The sequence below is a fragment of the Citrobacter sp. Cy070 genome (genome assembly GCF_030332245.1).
Classification (GTDB): domain Bacteria; phylum Pseudomonadota; class Gammaproteobacteria; order Enterobacterales; family Enterobacteriaceae; genus Citrobacter; species Citrobacter youngae.
Window position 1 is genome coordinate 182175 of record NZ_JAOWIG010000065.1, and the last position, 21197, is coordinate 203371.

Below are 21197 nucleotides of genomic sequence, written 5' to 3' on the forward strand. Positions count from 1 at the left end.
GAAACACCGATTCCTGTGAACGTGTAAAGGGCGTTCACGGGTATCAGCGCTTCAGAAAAGTGATACCGCTGAGGTGAACGGAACCCTGAGTCGAAATCTCATGTTCTGCAGAATGCTTAACTGACAAGCATTCCCCCCAAGGAGACCTGTGTAAATTATGCAAAACGGCTGTCACGTCCATGAGGTTCGCTGAGGTCCTGCCACGGCCCAACAGAAATAATACCGGTCGGGTTGATTGTTTTGTGGCTACGGAAGTAGTGATGACGGATATGGTCAAAGTTGACGGTCTCCGCAATGCCCGGCATCTGGTAGATATCACGCAGGAAACCGTACAGATTCAGGTAGTCACTGATGCGGTGTTTGTCGCACTTGAAGTGGGTGACATAAACCGGATCAAAGCGTACCAGCGTGGTCCACAGGCGAATATCGGCCTCAGTTAGCTGGTCTCCGGTCAGGTAGCGATGCTGACCCAGGATCTGCTCCAGTCGCGCCAGCGATTGAAAGACTTTTTCTACGGCGTCGTCGTAAGCTTCCTGGCTGGTGGCAAATCCCGCTTTATACACGCCGTTATTGACGTTGTCATAAATCCAGCCGTTCAGCTCGTCGATTTTGCTTTGCAGGGCAGGTGGATAGTAATCTCCGGCTTTCGCACCCAGCGCATCAAACGCAGTGTTAAACATGCGGATGATTTCTGCAGATTCGTTGCTCACGATGGTGTGATTTTTTTTATCCCACAGCACCGGAACCGTTACCCGGCCGCTGTAGTGCGGATCGGCGTGTAAATACAGTTGATAGAGAAACTCGTGCTGGTAAAGCGTATCGCCGGTGGCCGCAGGGAAGTTGTCATCAAAGGTCCAGCCGTTTTCCAGCATCAGCGGATTGACAACGGAAACGGAAATAAACGGTTCCAGCCCTTTGAGTTTACGCAAAATCAGCGTGCGATGTGCCCACGGACAGGCCAGAGAAACGTACAGGTGATAGCGGTCTTTTTCGGCGGCGAAGCCACCTTCACCCGTTGGGCCTGGGGCGCCATCCGCGGTGAGCCAGTTACGGAAAGCCGATGCAGAGCGTTGAAATTTCCCCCCGGTTGATTTGGTGTCGTACCAGGTGTCATGCCAGACGCCGTCAATGAGTTGTCCCATAATTTTCGCTCCTCAGATAGCAAAAGCGAGGAGATATCTCCTCGCTTTTTGATGTGTTCAGTATAGTTTGCTTACCACTTTTTATTCAGTACGCGGTCAATACTGAATGCGCCCGGACCGGTGATAGCCAGCAGCAGGAAGCCGCCTGAGATGGTCAGGTTTTTCATAAACATCAGAGAGTTCACACCTTCCGCAAAGTTGCTGTGGAAGAGGAATGCCGTCAGCAGCGTGAAGCCTGCGGTGAACAGCGCGGTAGTACGGGTCAGGAAACCGAACAGAATTGCCAGACCGCCGCCAAACTCAAGCAGAATCACCAGCGGCAACATAAATCCTGGGACGCCCATGGCTTCCATGTACTGTTGGGTACCCGCATATCCGGTGATTTTTCCCCAACCTGCGGTAATAAACAGGATTGGCATCAGAATGCGCGCTACCAGTACACCAACATCTTCTAATTTCTTCATCATACTCTCCAGGAAACCACTCAGGCGGCTTATTGTGTTTTTTTGTGCAACGACGCCGCAGAGGGCGTCATTGCTGTCGATGAAGAGAATAATAAACGTGGCTAATGAGAATTGTTAGCAAGGAAAACTGTCAGAAATTTTCAAAAAATTTGAGGTTAGGTGGAAGGTGAGGGGATCAGCCGCGCAACTGCTGTTGTCTGATGGTCGATTTCACCAGACGCCAGATGCTCCAGGCGCTAAAGCCGCGTTTGGCCCAGCGTACCAGCAGGTTCGGATTACGGATGGTGCGAACCGCCATAATACTGCTCCCGACTAACACCCAACCACGCAGGTTCAACAGCGTTTTCCAGCCGCGATCGTAGACTTCAGTAGCCTCCAGCCAGTCGCGGCGAGTGGCTGACAGATCCAGCCGTTGCTGCTGGATCTGTCCAAGCAGTTGCGCCTTACGCTGTAGACGTTCGACTTTACTGCTCATTATGCATCATCCTCCAGGGCCTTCCTGTCGTTAGCGAGTTCATTGCGCGTATGGCGCAGCAGCGTTGTTTTACGCGCTTTTCGCAACGTCCATAGCCCACCGATAAGCGCTAAAAGCAACAGCACAACGGTAGTGGCAATCATGGCGTTCAGGCGATATTGAGGGTCGATGGCCCAGATGATAAGCACCATCAGGCTCATCAGACCAAACGCCGCAAACAGCATGGTCAGCCCAAGCATCAGCAGGATCTGGATGAGATTGGCTTTTTCCTCTTCCAGCTCAACGACGGCCAACCGCAGCCGCGTCTCTACGATCTCAACAAAAATCGTCAGGACCCGTTGTCCAATCCCCAGGACGCTTTTGCCTGGACCTTGTGCGTGTTGAGAGTCAGCCATTGTTAGCGGCGCGACAGCAGTACACCAAGCACCACACCGACCGCAGCGCCAATGCCGACGCCTGTCCATGGGTTTTCGCGCACATAGTTGTCGGCTTTAGCGGCCGCTTCACGGGTTTGCTTAGCAATCACATCGCTGGTCTCGCTCAGACGATGGCGGCTCTCGCGCAGCGCATGTTCGGCTTTGCTGCGAATTTTACTCATCTCTTCCTTCGACTTATCGCCAGAGGAGCTCAGTACTTCTTCGAGCGTATCCGCAAGGGATTTCAGTTCAGCGCGCAGATTTTCCGTAGCGTTATCTTTTGACATAGTTTTCTCCAGGTGAGTGGGTAGTTACCTTACTTAGTAATCGCGGGTCTCAAGTTCTTTCAGCTCTTTCTGAGCTTCTGCAAGCTTACGTTCGCGTTTTGCGATTTTATCAGCATCGCCTTTTTGCTTAGCTTCGGCTAAATCACGCTGACGTTCGGCTATCTCATTTTTCTGCTCTGCGATTTTTTTCTGGTGATTCGCGCGCAGTTTGCTGTCAGTACAGTTTGCCCGAACTTCACTAAGCGCTTTGTTTAACCCATTGATGCGGCTCTGATTATTGTGCTTTTCGGCATAACTAATTTCCCGCTGAATATCTTGTTCTTTTTCCTGACAGAGGGTGGACGCGTAGCTGCCGGCGCTGAGTGCGAAAAGGCTAATGGCCAAAGCGATGTGGTATTTCATTCTTGAACCTTCCATTGTGATGCGACCCGATGTTTTGTGGTCGATGCTCCAGAATAATAAAGCTGTAGGTCATAACTTCAGTTTATTAATCATAGGCACTAAACGGTGAAATCACCAAAGTGAGTGATCTAATTCAGATTCCTGGAGATTAACCAAAGCGGTGCGGTGTATCCCGTAAACGAGATAACCACTGCACTGCCTGATTGTCATCATCCTGTTGAGCGATAACGAAGCCGTGTGGCAACGTTCGGTCCAGCACGACCTTTGCGGCTGCGCTCTGCGCGCTGGAATCAAAGGTGATCAGCAGCGCGTCATTTTGTGGAGTAATGCTTTTAAAGCGAATGCCGTTGGCGTCCAGGTGATGCCAGATAGAGAAGCCATCAGGCATGCTGGCTCCCTGGTTTACAGCACGAATGGCAAGCGTTGACTCCTGCTGGCGGATGACCGACCAGGTCAGGAGCAGCGCGCCGATAAACAACATAAAGGTGGTGGACCAGGCCAGTCGTCGGATCGTTATGCGTGATTTCAGCATAATTTACCCTCGGTTCCCGTATTTCTTTTTCCAGAGTACAACCAGTGAACCGGCCAGGCCAACCACCAGTAATACGACAGGAAGCAGCATCAGGCAGGACATGAGCTGATCTTCATACTTAAGAAAAACAGGTGTTTTGCCCAGTAGATAGCCTAGCGTGGTCAGAATCAGTACCCACAATAGCCCGCTCATCCAGTTGAAGAACTGAAAACGCGCATTATTCAGGCCTGACAGCCCGGCAATGGTCGGCAGTAATGTTCTGACGAACGCAATGAAGCGACCGACCAACAGCGCGGATAAGCCATGCTTGTGGAAAAGATGATGCGCGCGTTGGTGATAATGAGCCGGAAGATGTGAAAGCCAGTTCTGCACCGTGCGGGTATTACCCAACCATCGGCCCTGAATATAGCTGAGCCAACAACCGAGGCTGGCTGCGGTGGTGAGTAGCAGTACCGTTTGCGGAAAACCCATTGCGCCTTTGGCAATAAGAACGCCGACCAGTACCAGCAAACTGTCACCAGGTAAAAAGGCCGCGGGTAGCAACCCATTTTCCAGAAACAAAATTGTAAACAGTACAAAATACAGCATACCAATCATGGAAGGATTGGCCAGAGTTTCAAAATCCTGAGCCCATAAAGCATTCAATAATTGAGTCAGTAGTTCCATTCAATATTCCTGGAGAATCGGTTGTTGTCATGCCGGTTTTCTGGAGTTTGTAACGCCGCAATTTTATTGGTGTTTTTTACATGGTTCGCGGTCTGACACAAATTCACGGCCTGAACTATTCCCTGTAAAGTTGTGAAGTAAGCAAGCTCTCAAACATAAAAATTCAAATAGCATCTAATTGTAACAAAGGTCAACGTTGTCCGTTATATAAATTACGGTGGTTGAACTCTGATTTTGCTGATCGCAAGGGAGTGAGGCGAGAGGATTTACACAGGCTGACACTTTATACCTAATGCTTACTGAGTGTCAGAAACAGGCGCTGTTATCGCGCCTGTGAAAGTCAGAACGTTTATTTTGTGCTGTTTGCCGCGGTATCCAGATGAACGACCGGATTTTCCGTGAAAAGGTAACGATCCGCGTTGAACTCGAAATCATCGCTGGTTTCGTTAAACAGCATCTGTTTCGTGTTCTCAAGGTGCTGCCACATCGCCAGCTTGGCTGCATGCGGATCTTTGCGAATTAATGCCCGCAGGATCTGGTCATGGTCATCACACCAGTTGTCTACCGTGCGCAGATCAATGTGATCGTGCAATTTCTTCCAGTAGGGGTTGTGAACGCGCTGAGTCCACATTTTTTCAACAATGGCGGCCAGAGCTGAGTTTTGCGTCGCTAGCGCGACCTGAACATGGAACTGCAGGTCCCATTCGGAGTCACGAAAGCTTTTTTCGTTGCGCGACTTCTCCTGGATTTCCATCAGTTTCATGATGTCCTGCTTGGTCACCTGGGTGGCGGCAAACTCGGCGATGTTGCTCTCAATAAGCTGACGCGCTTGCAGCAATTCAAAAGGACCGTAGCTGGCGAATTCCAGACCTTCGTCGGGAGCAACATAATGTTTGGGTTGGTTAGAGATGACGTGGATACCTGATCCTTTACGCACCTCAACGTAGCCTTCAACCTCGAGCATGATAATCGCTTCACGAACCACGGTACGGCTGACATTCTTTTCATCGGCAATAAAGCGCTCGGCGGGAAGTTTATCGCCCACCAGATAGACGCCTTGCTCGATGCGTTCTTTTAGATCGGCAGCAAGTTGTTGGTACAAACGTCGTGGTTCAGTGATTTCCATATGCACTCCAGGCATGATACAGCAGACTATATTTGTTATACCACTTTTGCGATGGCGGCTCTACTCGCACCGACAAAAAAGCCGCCAGTTAACTGGCGGCTCTGCATTATATACCTATGACGACTAGCGTCAGGTTAATTTTGCGTAGCGGGAGAGCCGGTTTGCGGACCTGAATCAATCTCGCTTGCCGATTTGTTCTGCAGTACCGTCCAGATGACTAACGCACCGAGCAGGTCGAATACTGCCAGTACGGCGAACAGCGGGCTAAAGCCGATGGTATCAGCCAGGGCGCCAACGACCAGGGCAAACAGAGTACTCGCCAGCCAGGCTGACATCCCCGTCAGGCCGTTAGCTGTCGCGACCTCATTGCGGCCAAATACGTCAGAAGAGAGCGTAATCAGCGCGCCAGACAGTGCCTGGTGAGCAAAACCACCGACGCACAGCAGGGCAATAGCAATATACGGGCTGGTAAACAGACCAATCATCCCTGGGCCAATCATCAGCAGTGCACCCATGGTGACGACCATTTTACGGGACACGATCAGGTTTACGCCGAACCAGCGCTGGAACAGTGGCGGTAAGTAACCCCCGATGATACAGCCCAGGTCAGCGAACAGCATTGGCATCCACGCGAACATCGCAATCTCTTTCAGGTTAAAGCCGTAGACTTTAAACATGAACAGCGGGATCCAGGCGTTGAATGTCCCCCAGGCTGGTTCTGCCAGAAAACGTGGCAGTGCGATACCCCAGAACTGGCGGTTACGCAGGATCTGGCCAAGCGACATTTTCTTCGCTGTGCTGTTTTTATGCTGTGATTCCTGACCGTTAAGGATGTAATCACGCTCTTCGTCAGACAGTTTTTTCTGGTCGCGCGGGTGCTTATAGAAGACAAGCCAGGACATCGCCCAGATGAAGCTCAGGGCACCAGAAATAATGAACGCCATCTGCCAGCTGTGCATGACGATAGCCCACACGACCAGCGGCGGAGCGATCATCGCGCCAATAGAAGAGCCGACGTTAAAGTAACCTACGGCAATCGAACGCTCTTTTGCCGGGAACCATTCTGAACTGGCTTTCAGACCCGCAGGGATCATCGCGGCTTCTGCGGCACCGACTGCGCCTCGTGCCAGTGCCAGTCCACCCCAGCTACCAGCCAGAGCCGTGGCACCACAGAAGACGGCCCACAGAACGGCGAACATCGCGTAGCCTACTTTGGTGCCGAGCACATCCAGCACGTAGCCAGCAACGGGTTGCATTACGGTGTAAGCAGCAGAATACGCTGCGATGATATAGGAATACTGTTGAGTGGAGATGTGTAACTCTTCCATCAGAGTTGGCGCAGCTGCCGCCACAGTGTTACGTGTCAGGTAACCCAGCACGGTGCCAAGCGTCACCAGTGCAATCATGTACCAACGTAACCCTTTAATTTTACGCATGTAAAACCTCATCGTTTTGTTATGTCCGCTAACGAGCGGTCATCTTCCAGTCCAGGGCGGAGGATGTTCTTTTACGAAGGGCGTGACCGAAAAAAAACCGGCACTGCCCCGAACTTTGCCATGTCAATGATTGTGCTAATTCGGTTTCCGTACCGGTCAATCCGATGGCGGACCATCGGTAATTTGCATTCCGTCGGCTTATGTATCGCGACGGCAAAAAGATAACTTGTCATACAGCTTTAAAAGGTGAGTGCCATCACAAAAGTGTGAATCTTCGTGTGGTCATTAATTCGATTCAGCAAAGCCAGTGCTGGCGCGGCTTGCCGTGAGTTTTACCTCTTTGAGAGTAATTTTTTTGTCATCATTTGTTGATCTAACTCACGAAAATATCTTCAGCGTATGGAAATTGGTGTGATAACTTTGACAACATCAAAACATAAGCAATCTGACGCACTCGCTGAGAGGAAGACGATAATGACCCCGTTTATGACTGAAGATTTCCTGCTGGATACCGAATTTGCCCGCCGTCTGTATCATGATTACGCTAAAGACCAGCCAATCTTCGACTACCACTGCCATTTGCCGCCGCAACAAATCGCGGATAACTACCGTTTTAATAACCTGTATGACATCTGGCTGAAAGGTGATCACTACAAGTGGCGCGCCATGCGCACTAACGGCGTCGCTGAACGCTTGTGTACCGGTGATGCGTCCGATCGCGAGAAGTTTGATGCATGGGCCGCGACGGTCCCACACACCATCGGTAACCCGCTCTACCACTGGACGCATCTTGAACTGCGTCGCCCATTTGGTATTACAGGTAAGCTGTTGTCTCCTGCAACTGCCGATGAAATCTGGAATCAGTGCAACGAATTGCTGGCGCAGGATCGGTTTTCCGCACGTGGAATCATGCAGCAGATGAATGTGAAAATGGTCGGCACCACCGATGACCCGATCGATTCTCTGGAGCATCACGCAGCGGTCGCGAAAGACAGCACCTTTGCTATCAAAGTGCTGCCAAGCTGGCGTCCGGATAAAGCCTTCAACATTGAACTGGCGACCTTTAACGATTACATGGCGAAGCTCGGTGAAGTGTCTGACACCGAGATCCGCCGCTTTACCGACCTGCAAACCGCGCTGACCAAACGTCTTGATCACTTTGCTGCGCACGGCTGTAAAGTCTCCGACCATGCGCTGGATGTGGTGTTGTTTGCCGAGTCTAACGAAGCTGAACTGGATAACATCCTGGCGCGTCGTCTGGCGGGTGAAACTCTGAGCGAGCATGAAGTTGCCCAGTTCAAAACTGCCGTACTGGTGTTCCTTGGCGCTGAATACGCACGTCGCGAATGGGTGCAGCAGTACCACATTGGCGCACTGCGTAATAACAACCTGCGTCAGTTCAAACTGCTGGGCGCGGATGTCGGTTTCGACTCCATTAACGATCGTCCGATGGCTGAAGAACTGTCCAAACTGCTAAGCAAGCAGAATGAACAGAACCTGCTGCCGAAAACCATCCTGTACTGCCTGAACCCGCGCGATAACGAAGTGCTGGGCACCATGATCGGTAACTTCCAGGGCGAAGGTATGCCGGGCAAAATGCAGTTCGGTTCCGGCTGGTGGTTCAACGACCAGAAAGACGGGATGGAACGTCAGATGACCCAACTGGCACAGCTCGGTCTGCTGAGCCGTTTTGTGGGTATGCTGACTGATAGCCGCAGCTTCCTGTCTTACACGCGCCATGAATACTTCCGCCGTATTCTGTGCCAGATGATTGGCCGTTGGGTTGCCGCCGGTGAAGCACCTGCCGACATCCAGCTGCTGGGTGAGATGGTGAGAAATATTTGCTTCAACAATGCGCGTGATTACTTCGCCATTGAACTGAACTAAGAGCCTATCCATTAGGCTATTTTACTTGCCAGTTTGAACCTGGGCAGTGCTCAAAATCCTCACGTACTGCGTGTACGCTCCGGTTTTTGCGCGCTGTCCGTGTCCAAACTGGCTGCGACAATATACGCCTACTGAGATAGGCTCTAAGGTCCGGGTTGATATGCAATACATCAAGATCCATGCGCTGGATAACGTCGCGGTAGCGCTCGCTGATTTGGCTGAAGGGATGGAAGTTACCGTTGATGGTCAGGTCGTCACCCTGAGCCAGGCGGTGACTCGCGGTCATAAATTCGCTTTACGCGATATTGCGAAAGGCGAAAACGTCATTAAATACGGTTTGCCAATCGGCCATACGCTGGCGGACGTTGCGGCGGGTGAGCATATTCATGCTCATAACACGCGCACCAATCTGAGCGACCTGGACACGTATCGCTACCAACCTGATTTCCAGCCGGAAGTCGCGCAACCTGCCGATCGCGATGTGCAGATTTATCGTCGCGCGAACGGTGACGTTGGGGTGCGTAATGAACTGTGGATCCTGCCAACCGTAGGCTGCGTCAACGCCATGGCGCGCCAGATGCAGAACCGTTTCCTGAAAGAAACGAATGACGCTGACGGTATCGACGGCGTGCATCTCTTCAGCCACACCTACGGCTGTTCACAGCTTGGCGATGACCACATCAACACTCGCACCATGCTGCAAAACATGGTGCGTCACCCGAATGCGGGGGCGGTGCTGGTGGTTGGCCTCGGTTGTGAAAACAACCAGGTGGATGCTTTCCGCGAAACGTTAGGGGAGTATGATCCTGACCGCGTTCACTTTATGGTCTGCCAGCATCAGGAAGACGAAGTGGAAGCAGGGATTGAACATCTCCATCAGCTGTACAACGTGATGCGTAACGATAAGCGCGAGCCGGGTAAGCTCGGCGAGCTGAAGTTTGGTCTGGAATGTGGCGGATCTGACGGCTTGTCCGGGATCACCGCTAACCCGATGCTGGGACGTTTCTCTGACTACGTGATCGCCAACGGCGGGACTACCGTGCTGACTGAAGTTCCGGAGATGTTCGGTGCCGAGCAGCTATTAATGGACCACTGCCGCGATGAAGAAACCTTCGATAAGCTGGTGACCATGGTCAATGACTTCAAGCAATACTTCATTGCTCACGACCAGCCGATCTACGAGAACCCATCGCCGGGGAACAAAGCGGGTGGTATCACCACGCTGGAAGATAAATCACTGGGCTGTACACAGAAAGCGGGTTCCAGCAAAGTTGTCGATGTACTACGCTACGGTGAACGCCTGAAAACGCCTGGTCTGAATCTGTTAAGTGCTCCGGGTAATGACGCCGTTGCGACCAGTGCGTTGGCGGGGGCCGGCTGTCATATGGTGTTGTTCAGTACCGGGCGCGGTACACCGTACGGCGGTTTTGTACCGACGGTGAAAATCGCGACCAACAGCGAGCTGGCCGCGAAGAAAAAGCATTGGATCGATTTTGATGCCGGGCAGCTAATCCACGGTAAAGCGATGCCGCAATTGCTGAACGAGTTTGTCGATACCATCGTTGAGTTTGCTAACGGCAAGCAAACCTGCAATGAGCGCAACGATTTCCGGGAACTCGCGCTGTTTAAGTCGGGAGTGACGCTGTAATAAATCCCTGATGGTGCCTGCAGGTCTGCGCAAACCGTAGGCCTGATAAGCGTAGCGCCATCAGGCACAAACCGTTGCCGGATGGTGGCGAACACGCCTTATCCGGCCTACAAAATGGAGTTGGGGTTGCTTGCATGACCGCGTATTGGCTGGCCCAGGGTGTAGGTGTCATCGCCTTTCTGATCGGTATTACCACTTTTTTTAATCGTGACGAGCGCCGGTTCCGGCTACAGCTCGCCGTCTATAGCGCCACCATTGGCGTGCATTTTTTCCTGATGGGGGCCTGGCCCGCGGGAATGAGCGCTGAGCTTAATACCGTACGTACCCTGGTCTCAATGCATACCCGCAAACTGTGGGTAATGACCGTTTTTATTCTCCTCACGCTGGTTCTTGGGTTGGCAAAATTGCAGCATGCTATGGAGCTACTGCCTATTATTGGCACGCTTGCCAGTACCTGGGCACTGTTTCGTTGCAAAGGGCTAACCGTGCGCTGTGTGATGTGGTGTGCAACCGCCTGCTGGGTTGTTCATAATTTCTGGTTAGGATCGATTGGCGGGACGATGATCGAAGGCAGCTTTCTGGTGATGAACGGCCTGAACATTATCCGCTTTCGGCGGATGCAAAAGCGCGGAATTGATCCGTTCAAAATTGAAAAAAGCGTACAGCAAGAAAAGCCCTCCGCCCGATGACGGAGGGGCTGTGATTAGCCGCGCAGGGCGTTATTTGCCAGACGTTCGTCTTCAGCCTGGCAGGCTGCTGCGGTAAACAGCACGTCAGTAGAAGAGTTCAGCGCCGTTTCACAGGAGTCCTGCAATACACCGATGATAAAGCCAACGGCCACCACCTGCATGGCGATGTCATTCGGGATACCGAACATATTGCACGCCAGCGGGATCAGCAGCAGGGAGCCACCCGCTACGCCCGATGCGCCGCAGGCGCACAGCGACGCCACCACGCTCAGTAACAGCGCCGTCGGTAAATCAACCGGGACTCCCAGCGTATTCACCGCCGCCAGCGTCAGCACCGTAATGGTGATCGCCGCGCCCGCCATATTGATGGTGGCGCCCAGTGGGATAGATACCGAGTAGGTATCACGGTCCAGATTCAGCTTTTCACACAGCGCCATATTCACCGGAATGTTGGCGGCAGAGCTACGGGTAAAGAAAGCGTACACGCCGCTTTCGCGCAGACAGGCCAGCACCAGCGGATACGGGTTACGGCGAATTTTCCAGAATACCAGCAGCGGGTTGACCACCAGCGCCACCAACAGCATACAACCGACCAGTACGGTCAGCAGCTGCGCGTAGCCCCACAGCGTGGCAAAACCGGTGGTTGCCAGCGTGGAGGAGACCAGGCCGAAGATGCCGATCGGGGCGAAGCGGATCACCAGCTTCACCATAAAGGTAACGGCGTTGGACATATCATTGACCAGATTTTTGGTCGTTTCATTACCGTGGCGCAACGCAAAGCCCAGACCGACGGCCCAGACCAGAATACCGATATAGTTGGCGTTAAGCAGGGCGTCAATTGGGTTGGAAACCATGCTCATCAGCAGGCTACGCATCACTTCAACAATACCGGATGGCGGCACGATATCGCCAGCGCTGCTGGAAAGGTGCAGTGTCGACGGGAAGGCGAAGCTGAAGACGACGGCTGCTAACGCGGCTGAAAACGTTCCGAGCAGGTAGAGGAACAGGATGGGGCGGATGTTGGTTTTTTGCCCGTGCTGGTGGTTGGCGATAGAGGCCATGACCAGCATCAAAACCAGAATTGGCGCGACGGCTTTTAATGCGCCGACGAACAGCGTACCCAGCAGACCAACGGCTTCTGCCGCAGGTTTTGACACCAGTGCGAGTAAAATCCCCAGTACCAAACCTACCAAAATTTGTTTAACCAGGCTCCCTTGCGCCAAACGCAAGAGTAGCCCCGATGAACGTTGCGTAGTCATGTCGTGATCCTTTGATTGTGTTGTTGCTCATCCATTGTGCGTTCTCATGACGCATCTTTCTGGATGTAACAAAGTGTTTGCCTGGTTGAGTATAAGGAAAGATAAAGCTTCGGGAAGAGAAATATGCTGGATTCCGCGTTGAGATCATATTTTATAACTTTGGGTTAACATTATTTTGACATGATAAACAAAAAGCCCGACGCACATAGTGTGCCGTCGGGCTTTTCAGCTAGCAGATAACCTTACTGTATTTGTTGCTTTTTATCGTGCTGGTGGTTGACCCACGCGTTCACAATCAGCGTTACAAACAGAATACCGAACACTACGCCTAACGAAATAGCGATCGGGATATGGTAGAAATCGACGATCAGCATCTTGATACCGATAAACACCAGGATGACCGCCAGACCGTACTTCAGCATGGAGAAACGCTCCGCCACACCTGCCAGCAGGAAGTACATCGCGCGCAGACCTAAAATAGCAAACAGGTTCGAGGTCAACACGATGAACGGATCGGTGGTGACGGCGAAGATTGCCGGAATACTGTCGACGGCGAAAATCACGTCGCTCAGCTCAACCAGGATCAATACCAGCATCAGCGGCGTCGCAAATAGCAGACCGTTTTTACGCACAAAGAATTTTTCGTCTTCAATGGTATCGGTCATACGTAAATGGCCGCGCAGCCAACGCACTAAGGGTTTGTCGCCAATACCGGAAGCGTCTTCTTTCGCCAGCGCCATCTTCACGCCGGTAAACAGCAGGAACGCGCCGAACACGTACAGCAGCCACTCAAACTGGGCGATAAGCCAACTGCCCGTGAAGATCATGATCGTACGTAATACAATCGCACCCAGTACGCCATACACCAGTACCCGACGCTGCAATGCAGGGGGGACGGAGAAGTAGCTGAACAGCATCAGCCAGACAAAGACGTTATCTACTGCCAGCGATTTTTCAATTAAATAGCCGGTAAGGAACGCCAGCGCCTGCGGGTCGGCAACGGCGCGGCCCTGAGTCTCAGCCAGGTACCACCAGAATGCCGCGTTAAACAGCAACGACAACGTTACCCAGACGATTGACCAGGCCGCAGCCTGCTTCATCGACATCGTGTGCGCGCCACGACGACCCTGCAACAGCAGGTCAATGGCCAGCATAATGACCACCACAACAGCGAAGCCACCCCATAACAACGGTGTGCCGACAGTATTCATTTTATTTCCCCATGCATAAAAAAACGGCCAACGCCGAATGACGTTAGCCGCTGCTTTTTATGCATAGACCTTGCCATTCGGCAAGGTCTCACTTACAACAACAAAGGAATACGATGGCGTATTCCTTTGTTATCGCCCGGTGACCGGATGTGGTTTTTCACACATCGTAATGACGATCAACCGACAACGAAGTTACTCCCCTTTGCGGGTTACAAAATATTACAGGCCATGCATTCAGTCAATGGCCTGCAACATTCGTTTTACACACATTTACGCAGTCAGCGGGATTACCGTTTCGTCTGCCGGGAAAACTACACCGGTCTGGCGGCGAATTTCCGTTTGCAGTTTAGCGGTGATACGGCTGACGGCCAGTGCCGGGTGATCCACTTCGCCGGATTCAACCAAATGAGCAAACGCCTCTGCCTCATAAAGCATAGTATTGATGTGCTGAGGCACCGTAAGATCCTGCGTTTTGCCCCCGCGCGGAATAAAGCACACTTTCTGACACTCGGAAATCTTCTCGATAACCAGTGACCCTGATTCGCCCTGAATTTCGCTGGCCAGTACGGAATCACTGACTTTCGAGTGCTGCAACGTGACGCTAAAATCGCCGTAATTCAGCACCACCACGCCGTGGGCATCCACACCGCTCTCCAGCAGGCTGGCGCTGGCCTGAACGCTTTTTGGCTCACCCCATAGCGCAACCGCCGAGGCCAGGCAGTAAAAACCGATATCCATAATCGAGCCATTGGAGAACGCCGGATTAAACGTATTGGGATTTTCACCGTCGAGATAGCGCTGGTAACGCGAGGAGTACTGGCAGTAATTGATAAACGCTTTTCTGATTCTTCCAACTTTGGGAAGAGATTCCTGTAACAGCAGGAAGTTAGGCAGGCTGGCGGTCTTAAATGCTTCAAACAGCACCACCTGGTTTTCACGCGCGCAGGCGATAGCGGCTTCGGCTTGCGCCAGGTTTGAGGCCAGCGGTTTCTCGCAAATGACATGCTTTTTGTGCTGTAGAAACAGCGTTGTCTGCGGGAAGTGCAGAGAGTTCGGACTGGCAATGTAAACAGCATCAATCGCGTCGCTTTGCGCCATTGCCTCCAGCGAGGTAAACAGATGCTCGACGGGATAATCATTGGCGAAGGTCTGCGCCTGCTCAAGGCTACGGGAATAGACTGCGGTTAACTTATATTTGCCGGTTTCATGGGCGGCATCGACAAACTGGCGGGTGATCCAGTTTGTGCCAATTACTGCGAAACGTATCATAAAGGCCTTCAGGCTGCGAAAAGGGATCCTTGCGTCAATTTAGCATGCCCTGAAGACAAAGCCAGTGCGCTACGGCGCAGTTTGCTTTAACGATTGTTGCGTTAACCACAGGCGGGTATCGAACTCCAGTTGGTGATACTGAGGCTCCATATGGCAGCAGAGCTGGTAAAACGCTTTGTCGTGCTCTTTTTCTTTCAGATGCGCCAGTTCATGCACGACGATCATGCGTAAAAAGGGTTCGGGGGCATTGCGAAACACGGTGGCGACGCGGATCTCCGCTTTAGCCTTTAGCTTACCGCCCTGCACGCGGGAGACGGCAGTATGCAGTCCCAGCGCATTTTTCAACACGTGTATCTTACTGTCATACATGACTTTATTCAGCGGCGGGGCGTTTCGCAGAAACTGATTTTTCAGATCCTGGGTATATTGCCAGAGCGCTTTGTCGGTCGCGAAGTCATGCGTACCCGGATAGCGCTTCTCCAGCACCGCCCCCAGACGCTGTTCAGCAATCAGCGTACGAACCTGGGAAAGTAAATTCTCCGGGTAGCCTTGCAGATAGGTCAACTGACTCATTAGTGCCCCATATAAAGTATAAAAAGTGTATACTCACGCACCCTTTTCAGGGATACGCCGAAATTTTACCATTCAGGAGGGCCGATGAGCCACATAGACAACGGTTTCCGTTCGCTGTCACTTAAACGTTTCCCGGAGACGGATGACGTTAACCCGCTGCTGGCGTGGGAAGCTGCAGATGAATATCTGCTGCAACAGCTGGACGATACCGAGATTAGCGGCCCGGTGCTTCTCCTGAATGATACTTTCGGCGCGCTGGGCTGTGCGCTGGCGGAACATACGCCGTATAGCATTGGCGACTCTTATCTCAGCGAGCTTGCCACACGCGAGAACCTGCGTCACAACGATATTGCCGAGTCGAGCGTCAAATTCCTCGACAGCACCGCTGAATATCCGCAGGCGCCGGGCGTGGTGCTGATTAAGCTGCCAAAAACCATGGCGCTGCTGGAACAGCAACTGCGCGCGCTGCGTGAAGTGGTGACGCCACAAACGCGCATCATCGCGGGCGCGAAGGCGCGCGATGTGCATACCTCGACGCTGGAGCTGTTCGAAAAAGTGTTGGGGCCAACCACCACGACGCTGGCGTGGAAAAAAGCCCGTCTGATCAACTGTACGTTCAGCAAACCTGAGCTGGCCGCTGCCTCGCAAACGTTGAGCTGGAAGCTGGAAGGCACCGAGTGGACTATCCATAACCACGCCAACGTCTTCTCCCGTACCGGGCTGGATATTGGTGCGCGCTTCTTTATGGAACATCTGCCGGAAAACCTCGAAGGCGAGATTGTCGATCTCGGTTGTGGCAACGGTGTGATTGGCCTGACTTTGCTGGAGAAGAACCCGCAAGCCAGCGTGGTCTTTGTGGATGAATCGCCGATGGCGGTCGCTTCCAGCCGTCTGAACGTCGAAAGCAACATGCCGGAAGCATTGGATCGCTGCGAGTTTATGATCAACAACGCGCTGTCTGGCGTGGAGCCTTTCCGCTTTAACGCTGTGTTGTGTAACCCGCCGTTCCACCAGAAGCATGCGTTGACCGATAATATCGCCTGGGAGATGTTCCACCACGCGCGCCGCTGCCTGAAAATCAATGGTGAACTGTACATCGTGGCCAACCGCCACCTCGACTACTTCCACAAGCTGAAGAAGATTTTCGGCAACTGCGTGACCATCGCCACCAATAATAAATTCGTGGTGCTGAAAGCGGTCAAAACTGGTCGTCGCCGCTAATCGCGTGTGCCGGATGGCGGCTAACGCCTTATCCGGCCTACGAAAGACGTGACGTTAAATTTCCAGTGCCAGTCGGGTGCCTTGTGCAATAGCGCGTCGGGCATCCAGTTCCATTGCCACATCGCAGCCGCCGATCAGATGCACAGTTTTACCTGCCGCGTGCAGCGGATCGACCAGTTCACGGCGTGGCTCTTGTCCGGCGCAAATCACCACGTGATCCACATTCAGGATCTGTAGCTCGCCGTTGATCATCACGTGTAACCCGTCATCATCGATCTTCTGATAGCTCACCGCCGGGATCATTTTTACGCCGCGTGAAAGCAGGGTAGCACGGTGGATCCATCCCGTTGTTTTGCCTAAACCTTGCCCTGGTTTACTGGCTTTACGCTGCAACATCACTATCTGGCGTGGGCTGCGGGGTAGATGTGGGCCTTCCGGACGTAAACCGCCGGGCTGTTGCAGACTGGTGTCGATTCCCCATTCCACGCAGAACTCGGCAATGTTCTGGCTGGTGGGATCGCCAGGCTGGCTCAGATACATGGCGGTATCAAAACCGATCCCGCCACAGCCAATGATCGCCACGCGTTTACCCACTGGCGTCTTATCGCGCAGGACGTCGAGATAGCTCAGCACTTTAGGGTGATCGATCCCCTCGATCGGCGGCATGCGCGGCTCGATCCCGCTGGCGAGGATCACTTCGTCGAAGGTGTGCAGATCGCGTGCGCTGACAAAGTGATTCAGTTTCAGCGTTACGCCAGTCACGTCGATCATCCGGCGGTAGTAGCGCAGGGTTTCATAGAATTCTTCCTTGCCGGGGATCTGTTTGGCGATATTAAACTGCCCGCCAATCTCGCCATATGCGTCAAACAGCGTAACGTGATGCCCGCGCGCGGCGGCATTAATGGCGAAAGCGAGACCCGCAGGGCCCGCGCCGACCACCGCCAGATTTTTCGGCTGAGTGGCCGCAACGATCGGCATTTTGGTTTCATGGCAAGCGCGCGGATTGACCAGGCAAGAGGTGACTTTGCCGACGAAGATCTGATCCAGGCAGGCCTGGTTACAGCCGATACAGGTATTGATCTCATCCGCTCGTCCGCTTTGCGCTTTTGACAGCAGTTCGGCATCGGCGAGGAACGGGCGAGCCATCGACACCATATCGGCATCGCCACGGGCCAGAATATCATCGGCGACTTTAGGATCGTTAATGCGGTTGGTGGTAACCAGTGGGATCGTCACATGCCCTTTCAGCTTTCGCGTCACCCAACTAAACGCGCCGCGCGGTACCGGGGTCGCGATAGTGGGAATGCGTGCCTCATGCCAGCCAATACCGGTGTTAATAATGGTGGCGCCTGCAGCTTCTATCGCCTGTGCAAGCTGGACGGTTTCGTCGAAGGTTCCGCCGTTTTCCACCAGGTCGAGCATCGACAGGCGGAAGATAATGATAAAGTCATTGCCGGCGCGCTGGCGTACCGCCCGTACCACCTCAACGGCAAAACGCATGCGGTTGGCATACTCGCCGCCCCATTCATCATTACGCTGATTGGTGCGCAGAGTCAGGAATTCGTTGATCAGATACCCTTCGGATCCCATCACTTCCACGCCATCGTAGCCCGCTTCCCGCGCCAGTTGGGCGCAATGGGCAAAATCTTCAATCAGTTGCAGCACTTCATCGTGCGTCAGCTCATGCGGCGTAAAGCGGTTAATAGGGGCCTGAATGGCTGAAGGCGCAACCAGATGCGGTTGATAGCTGTAGCGACCAGTGTGCAGGATTTGCAGGGCGATTTTCCCGCCTTCATCGTGAACCGCATCGGTAATGACGCGATGGTGTGCGAGCTGGCTGGTGTCGTTCAGCATCGCCCCGCCTTCCATACCCACGCCCGATAACGCGGGCGCAATTCCTCCGGTCACAATCAGGGCTACGCCGTGACGAGCGCGTTCAGCATAGAACGCGGCCAGCCGTTCTGCACCATCAGGATACTCTTCCAGACCGGTATGCATTGAACCCATCAGCACGCGGTTTTTAAGCGTGGTGAATCCCAAATCGAGCGGGGCGAACAGCGACGGATAGCTCATAAAGGTGTCCAGTATGTAAAATTATTGTTATGTGGTCGGATGAGTTACTAATTTAGCCGTCGCCGCGTAAAAGGGAAAAGGGGAATGCCGTGATTGTGATGGGATTCAAAAAAGAGGCTCTCCTTTTCAGGAGAGCCAATCGACGTTACTGCTGTTTAAGAAAATCGTTATACAGCATATAAAGATGTGCCGCGCTCCAGGAGAAGTTAGGTGCGCCCTGCTGTGCGCCGGTCAACGGGTTGTAGTTTTCCTGAATTGGACCTTCTGCCGTCAGCCCTTTGGCATGCTGGAAGAAAGTATCGGCCAGTTTTAATGCTTCAGCGCGATAGCCATAACGCGCCATCCCTTTTAGCCCGAACCAGAACTGATCCACCCAGACGCGTCCGCGCCAGTATATGTCCGCGCCGAAGGCCGGATTGGTCAGTGCTGCGGTGCCAAGTGGGACATATGTGTTGAACTCTTTCGGATCGAGCATCACGCTAACTACCGCATCCGCATGGGATTGTGTGGCCGCACCGTTAAACAGCGGTGACCAGCCTTCCGGTCCTTAACCGGCCTACAAAGGAGGTCCTTTAGTAGACCGGATAAGATACGTTAGTATCGCCATCCGGCAGTGGTTAGACCTGCTCCACGCTCACCCGTAATGCGGCCAGGGCTTTGCGGGTTGATCGCAATACCAGTTCGCATTGCTCGATCGTTAATGTTAACGGCGGTTCAATACGGATCGTCTTCGCGTTATTCAGTGTTCCGGCGACCAGCACTCGCTGACGGAACATTTCACTGGCAAAGCTGTAGCCAATCTCATTATCGACAAACTCAATCGCCATCAGCATGCCTTTGCCGCGAACGTCGTGTACCAGATCCGGATATTCACGCGCCAGGTGACGGAAGCCATCCAGCAACATATCGCCTTTCTGCTCTGCCTGAGCGGGTAAATTTTGCTCCAGCAGGACGTTAATGGTCGCCAGCGCCGCCGCGCATGAGAGCGGGTTGCCACCGAACGTGGTGGTATGCAGGAAAGGATTGTCGAACAGGACGGAGAACACTTCTTCTGTGGCAATGGTCGCGCCAATTGGCATTACGCCACCCCCAAGCGCCTTGGCCAGGCACAGAATGTCAGGCTGCACGTTTTCATGTTCGCAGGCGAACATCTTGCCGGTGCGCCCCATGCCGGTTTGCACTTCGTCGAGGATCATCAGCGCGCCAAACTCATCGCAAAGTTTACGTACCGCGGTTAAATACCCTTGCGGCGGCAGGATCACGCCTCCTTCCCCCTGGATTGGCTCCAGAATCACGGCGGCAACATCGTCGCCGGTCTTTTTGCATTCGTTCAGGACGGTGCGCATGGCATCAATATCGCCAAAAGGAACATGGCGGAAGCCCGGCAGCAGCGGCATAAACGGTTTGCGGAAGGTTGATTTAGCGGTGGCGGATAGCGACCCCAGCGATTTACCGTGGAAGGCTCCGCTGGTGGCAATAAATGTAAATTTACCGCGCGGCGATTGATACGCTTTCGCCAGTTTTAGCGCCGCTTCAACCGACTCGGTCCCGCTGTTACTGAAGAAACTGTATTTCAGCTTTCCGGGAGCCAGTGCAGCAAGCGTTTTTGCCAGCATGGCCCGTAATGGGTCAAGTAATTCCTGGCTGTGCAGAGGTTGTTTCGCGAGTTGATTCTGTACGGCGGAGACCACTACTGGATTACGGTGCCCCACGTTGAAAATTCCAAAACCTCCCAGGCAATCGACAAACTCCTGTCCCTGGGTGTCGACAAGCGTATTCAGGCTTCCCGCTTGCCACTCTACGGCTCCGTAATCCCCGCCGGCAGTTACAGATTTTCTATACTCTAAGAACCCCGGATTGACATGCTCTTTGAAGTAATCAATCACCTCTCGGTTTAGTGCTTTCATTTCCTCATGATCAAGCGTTCGCTTCTCGATGAGATTCAGTGCGTGTGCGCTGCAGGCCAGAGCCGATGCGCTGGAAGGTAACCTGTTCAAAATATGCTCCCGGAGCTCGCGTATCACATGATACTGAATTAAGTATTGCAGGGATTGCGCCATCCCGACGCGCTTAACGAAAATCGGGATAAACACCAGGGAAGATCTTGCTTGTACAACATTTAATCTCAAACATTAACATTTGCTGGCATTTTGCCCAGGTTTACGCGCGTAAAACCGACGAGAAAAACGCGTTATTGCGCTAAAAGTGGGCAAAAATTGCACTATTGCGGTGCGCTGAGTGAAGGTGCATTGAATAGTTACGCAATGAAAGTATTTTAAATCAATGAATTAGAAAACATACAAATTTTGAGGTTTAATCGCAAATTGCGATCTAAATCAAATTTAACAACTAAAGTTAAAAAGATTAGCGCCGAAATAACATAAGCCGAAAGAGTTAACAACCAGATAACCTGCACAGGAC

General features: G+C 52.8%; 20 protein-coding genes and 1 pseudogene. 4 read left to right on the forward strand and 17 right to left on the reverse strand.

All coding sequences use genetic code 11. The features are described from left to right. Window positions 1–155: 155 nt before the first annotated feature. The 10 genes from yqjG to exuT form a co-directional block, all read right to left on the reverse strand. On the reverse strand, window positions 156–1142 hold the full coding sequence (gene yqjG, locus OGY19_RS11460; protein ID WP_115601423.1) for a glutathionyl-hydroquinone reductase YqjG: 987 nt from the start codon (window positions 1140–1142) through the stop codon (window positions 156–158). Window positions 1143–1213: 71 nt separating this feature from the next. After that, entirely contained in the window at window positions 1214–1606 is a 393-nt protein-coding gene (locus tag OGY19_RS11465; RefSeq protein WP_048213347.1) for a DoxX family protein, read from the reverse strand. Between the two features lie 175 nt (window positions 1607–1781). Further along, on the reverse strand, window positions 1782–2081 hold the full coding sequence (locus OGY19_RS11470; protein ID WP_048213346.1) for a YqjK-like family protein: 300 nt from the start codon (window positions 2079–2081) through the stop codon (window positions 1782–1784). Then, window positions 2081–2476 (reverse strand): phage holin family protein, encoded by a 396-nt coding sequence (locus OGY19_RS11475; protein ID WP_048213345.1) that lies wholly within the window; start codon window positions 2474–2476, stop codon window positions 2081–2083. Before OGY19_RS11475 ends, OGY19_RS11470 begins: the two co-directional genes overlap by 1 nt. 2 nt (window positions 2477–2478) lie before the next feature. Then, window positions 2479–2784 (reverse strand): ElaB/YgaM/YqjD family protein, encoded by a 306-nt coding sequence (locus tag OGY19_RS11480; protein WP_003024832.1) that lies wholly within the window; start codon window positions 2782–2784, stop codon window positions 2479–2481. Window positions 2785–2817: 33 nt separating this feature from the next. Then, complete coding sequence (locus tag OGY19_RS11485; protein WP_115601424.1) at window positions 2818–3186, reverse strand: DUF1090 domain-containing protein; 369 nt, start codon at window positions 3184–3186, stop codon at window positions 2818–2820. A 148-nt stretch (window positions 3187–3334) separates the two neighbouring features. Beyond that, window positions 3335–3718 carry an EnvZ/OmpR regulon moderator MzrA gene (mzrA, locus tag OGY19_RS11490; RefSeq protein ID WP_048213343.1) on the reverse strand — a complete coding sequence of 128 codons (384 nt, stop codon included), beginning with the start codon at window positions 3716–3718 and terminating at the stop codon, window positions 3335–3337. Between the two features lie 3 nt (window positions 3719–3721). Beyond that, window positions 3722–4384, reverse strand: a complete 663-nt coding sequence (gene yqjA / locus OGY19_RS11495) for a DedA family general envelope maintenance protein YqjA (RefSeq protein ID WP_005131462.1) — start codon at window positions 4382–4384, stop codon at window positions 3722–3724. Window positions 4385–4733: 349 nt separating this feature from the next. Beyond that, window positions 4734–5510 carry a transcriptional regulator ExuR gene (gene exuR / locus OGY19_RS11500; RefSeq protein WP_005131459.1) on the reverse strand — a complete coding sequence of 259 codons (777 nt, stop codon included), beginning with the start codon at window positions 5508–5510 and terminating at the stop codon, window positions 4734–4736. A gap of 134 nt (window positions 5511–5644) precedes the next feature. Further along, window positions 5645–6946 carry a hexuronate transporter ExuT gene (gene exuT, locus OGY19_RS11505; RefSeq protein WP_048213342.1) on the reverse strand — a complete coding sequence of 434 codons (1302 nt, stop codon included), beginning with the start codon at window positions 6944–6946 and terminating at the stop codon, window positions 5645–5647. Window positions 6947–7420: 474 nt separating this feature from the next. Between exuT and uxaC the strand changes: the two genes are divergently transcribed. From uxaC to OGY19_RS11520, 3 genes are all read left to right on the forward strand, one after another. Beyond that, window positions 7421–8833 (forward strand): glucuronate isomerase, encoded by a 1413-nt coding sequence (uxaC, locus tag OGY19_RS11510; protein WP_048213341.1) that lies wholly within the window; start codon window positions 7421–7423, stop codon window positions 8831–8833. Between the two features lie 160 nt (window positions 8834–8993). Beyond that, window positions 8994–10481 carry a UxaA family hydrolase gene (locus tag OGY19_RS11515; protein WP_115601427.1) on the forward strand — a complete coding sequence of 496 codons (1488 nt, stop codon included), beginning with the start codon at window positions 8994–8996 and terminating at the stop codon, window positions 10479–10481. A gap of 134 nt (window positions 10482–10615) precedes the next feature. After that, window positions 10616–11170, forward strand: coding sequence for a YgjV family protein (locus OGY19_RS11520; protein WP_115601428.1), 555 nt, complete (start codon window positions 10616–10618; stop codon window positions 11168–11170). Window positions 11171–11184: 14 nt separating this feature from the next. Here the strand turns inward: OGY19_RS11520 and sstT are convergent, their stop codons facing one another. The 4 genes from sstT to OGY19_RS11540 form a co-directional block, all read right to left on the reverse strand. Beyond that, a complete protein-coding gene (gene sstT, locus OGY19_RS11525) occupies window positions 11185–12429 on the reverse strand; it encodes a serine/threonine transporter SstT (protein WP_061068658.1) in 1245 nt (414 codons plus the stop codon). A 242-nt stretch (window positions 12430–12671) separates the two neighbouring features. Continuing rightward, the gene (locus tag OGY19_RS11530; protein WP_048213337.1) at window positions 12672–13640 is read right to left on the reverse strand and encodes a TerC family protein; all 969 of its coding nucleotides are present in this window, start codon (window positions 13638–13640) and stop codon (window positions 12672–12674) included. A gap of 270 nt (window positions 13641–13910) precedes the next feature. Continuing rightward, window positions 13911–14909 carry a Gfo/Idh/MocA family protein gene (locus OGY19_RS11535; protein WP_115601429.1) on the reverse strand — a complete coding sequence of 333 codons (999 nt, stop codon included), beginning with the start codon at window positions 14907–14909 and terminating at the stop codon, window positions 13911–13913. A 69-nt stretch (window positions 14910–14978) separates the two neighbouring features. Next, window positions 14979–15482 carry a M48 metallopeptidase family protein gene (locus OGY19_RS11540; RefSeq protein ID WP_048213335.1) on the reverse strand — a complete coding sequence of 168 codons (504 nt, stop codon included), beginning with the start codon at window positions 15480–15482 and terminating at the stop codon, window positions 14979–14981. An 84-nt stretch (window positions 15483–15566) separates the two neighbouring features. Between OGY19_RS11540 and rlmG the strand changes: the two genes are divergently transcribed. Then, complete coding sequence (rlmG, locus tag OGY19_RS11545; RefSeq protein WP_061068656.1) at window positions 15567–16703, forward strand: 23S rRNA (guanine(1835)-N(2))-methyltransferase RlmG; 1137 nt, start codon at window positions 15567–15569, stop codon at window positions 16701–16703. Window positions 16704–16757: 54 nt separating this feature from the next. On the opposite strand, the gene OGY19_RS11550 is transcribed toward rlmG, so the two are convergent. The 3 genes and pseudogenes from OGY19_RS11550 to ygjG form a co-directional block, all read right to left on the reverse strand. Next, on the reverse strand, window positions 16758–18776 hold the full coding sequence (locus OGY19_RS11550) for an NADPH-dependent 2,4-dienoyl-CoA reductase (RefSeq protein ID WP_116360758.1): 2019 nt from the start codon (window positions 18774–18776) through the stop codon (window positions 16758–16760). A 145-nt stretch (window positions 18777–18921) separates the two neighbouring features. After that, a pseudogene (locus tag OGY19_RS11555) lies at window positions 18922–19323 on the reverse strand (MGH1-like glycoside hydrolase domain-containing protein); the annotation flags it as partial. Between the two features lie 70 nt (window positions 19324–19393). Then, window positions 19394–20773 (reverse strand): putrescine aminotransferase, encoded by a 1380-nt coding sequence (gene ygjG / locus OGY19_RS11560; protein ID WP_168216430.1) that lies wholly within the window; start codon window positions 20771–20773, stop codon window positions 19394–19396. Between the last annotated feature and the right edge of the window lie 424 nt (window positions 20774–21197).